This is a genomic window from Protofrankia sp. Cr2, assembly GCF_963555885.1.
Taxonomy (GTDB): Bacteria; Actinomycetota; Actinomycetes; order Frankiales; family Frankiaceae; genus Protofrankia.
In genome coordinates, this window is record NZ_CAUVXG010000046.1 from 28688 (window position 1) to 31213 (window position 2526).

3 protein-coding genes are annotated in these 2526 nt (G+C 67.1%); all 3 read left to right on the top strand.

The window, feature by feature from the left end; genetic code table 11:
- The first annotated feature begins 276 nt into the window (after positions 1-276).
- The 3 genes from U9978_RS18380 (at position 277) to U9978_RS18390 (ending at position 2076) form a co-directional block, all read left to right on the top strand.
- Positions 277-588, top strand: a complete 312-nt coding sequence (locus U9978_RS18380) for a MerR family transcriptional regulator (RefSeq protein ID WP_322762371.1) — start codon at positions 277-279, stop codon at positions 586-588.
- A 377-nt stretch (positions 589-965) separates the two neighbouring features.
- The gene (locus tag U9978_RS18385; RefSeq protein ID WP_322762372.1) at positions 966-1148 is read left to right on the top strand and encodes a hypothetical protein; all 183 of its coding nucleotides are present in this window, start codon (positions 966-968) and stop codon (positions 1146-1148) included.
- 502 nt (positions 1149-1650) lie between these two features.
- A complete protein-coding gene (locus U9978_RS18390) occupies positions 1651-2076 on the top strand; it encodes an Hsp20/alpha crystallin family protein (RefSeq protein WP_322762373.1) in 426 nt (141 codons plus the stop codon).
- The last annotated feature ends 450 nt before the right edge of the window (positions 2077-2526 follow it).

Below are 2526 nucleotides of genomic sequence, written 5' to 3' on the forward strand. Positions count from 1 at the left end.
CCAGAGCAAGAGCCCGACAGTGCCCCGCCAGATGAGAAGGAGAGGAGTAGGCGCCATCAGGATCGCCCGGGCGATGGTCTAGCTCGTCCGGTCACCGCAGGCCCCGGATTGGAAGGTGGTCCCCGGTCACGCATATGCGATCTCCGCAGCACCGGCCCTCTGTGGGCGTGGCGCGAACTGAGGAATCCGGCGCACTTGGCCGGTAGATGGTGTTGAACTCTCGGGGCCCTGGTGTCGTCTGGCATCAGGGCCCCTCGACGTGCCCCGAGAGGTGCAATGGCTCCTGAAACCACCCCCAAACCGGCCGACAGCCTCGACGACGACGACTACCCCGCCTACACCATGGGCCGCGCGGCCGCGATGCTCGATACCACCCCGGCCTTCCTGCGGGCCCTCGGCGAAGCCCGCCTGATCACTCCTCTGCGCTCGGAGGGCGGCCACCGCCGCTACTCCCGCTACCAGCTCCGCATCGCCGCCCGGGTACGCGCACTCGTCGACCAGGGCACCCCGATCGAAGCTGCCTGCCGCATCGTCATCCTCGAAGACCAACTCGCCGAAGCCCAAAAAATCAACGAACAACGACGCTGACAATCAGGTAGCTGCGGGGCCCGCTTCAAGGACTCTTCGGTCGGCTCCTGGGAATGATCAAAGCATCGCGCGCCGTCGGTCTGACCACACTGGCAATCACCAACTGGCTCATCAGAGGCTCGTCGACCTGATCGACACGCTGGAGACCAGCCGGACACCCGCCATCCAGATCAAGCGACAGAACTCCGAGCCGCCACGACGACGAAGGGCGCCCAGCCCTGACCGGAAAAACGGACCGGAACGTGGGCAGGCTACCGCCCACCCGTGCTGGCGTCCGCCGGGTGGTGATGGTGGGTTAGGCAGCGGGAGTCAGGGTGACGGTGTAGCCGAGGGACGGGGCTGGTTGCCGGTACGTTGGTCTGATTGGAAACTGTGCCATGCCTGCGACGGCAGCAACCGCTGTCCCCATTGCTTGCCCGTCGGGTCGCTTCCTGGCGTCGCTGCTGCGCGACCGGCCTCGGATGGGCATCCTGTTTCCGCTGACCTGGGGCGTGCAGACCATCGCGGAATCCGCCCGTAAGGCTGTGTGGGGCTCCACGGGCATCGAGGTCGAGGCGTAGCTGACCCTGCTCGCTGGCGTGCTGGACGGCGTTGGTCACCAACTCCGACCCTACGACGGCAGCGTCGTCGGCGTGATGCTCATGCCCCCAGGCGATCAGTAGGCCGCGCAGCACCTCACGGGCCGCGTCGGCCGCCTGTGCGCTGAACGGGAGATCGACGCCGCGACAGTAGCACCCGCCGGCAGAAGGCAACCCTTGAAATCTGTCTTGCCCGGTGCATAATCTGTGTCATGGCCGGGTTACATATCTGGCTGAGGGCTCACGGTATGGGAGGTGGTGACGGTGGCGGCGCTCCTACCGACCGCTCGGGGTGGTGGATGGCGGCGGCAGTGCGCGACAGGACGGCTCATCGTCCACAGGTGGACGCCGCGTCGAATGAAGCAGCGACGCACGACGCGGCCCTAAGGGTTTATCGGGGTGTTTGCCCGCACCCACCGGTGTGGCGGTGGTCTCGCCGCTGTCCGGCAATGATGTCCGTCATGTTTATGGGAGGTGTGTAGCTATGTTGCTGCGCTTCGATCCGTTCCGTGACTTCGATCGTCTGGCCAGCGAGGCCCTCGGAACGGCGCGGACGCCGCAGATGATGCCGATGGACTGCTACCGGTCCGGCGACGCGTACTTCCTGCACTTCGATCTTCCGGGAGTCGACCCCGAGTCGGTCGATGTCACCGCGGAGAACAGCACCTTGACCGTCCGGGCGACCCGGACACGGATCGCACCCGAGGGCGCCCAGTACCTGATCTCCGAACGAGGCACGGGCACCTACAGCCGCCAACTCGTCCTTGGGGACGGGCTGAGCCTGGACAGCGTCGCCGCGCACTACCGCGACGGTGTCCTGACCGTGATGGTCCCCGTCGCCGAGCACGCCAAGCCCCGCCGCATCGAGGTCGGCCGCGAGACGAGCGACCACAAGATCCTCCAAGGGTGAGGCGCCGTTCCAGTCGGACGGGGTGACGAACGCGTGGCCGGTGGGCAACGCCGCCCACCGGCCCGCGCCAAAACAGGCGGCGATCTGTCGACAGGCCCGGCAGGGTCGGTGATACCACCTGCCCGGCCTTCAGCGTGGATACCGCCGCTGATCTGATCAACGTCGAGCCCGCGTTCCCGGGTGTCGGCATAGGTCCATGTTCGGCGGGCACCGAGATCCGGCGGCGATCCTCCTCCTGACCGTGGATGCCCCGATCTCGATCAGCGAGTCCAGGCCTTACCCGGCGATCGCCGCCGAACGGGCGTCGGTCGCGGCCCGTCGCCGGTATCGGCCGGGTCCGCCGCGGCGAACAGGCTTGGCGTGCGTTCGTCTACGGCCGTTGGTCCACCGATCCCGATTCCTGGACGCGCCGGGCCACAGCAGCACACCTGTGTGCTCGGAGCAGAAAAA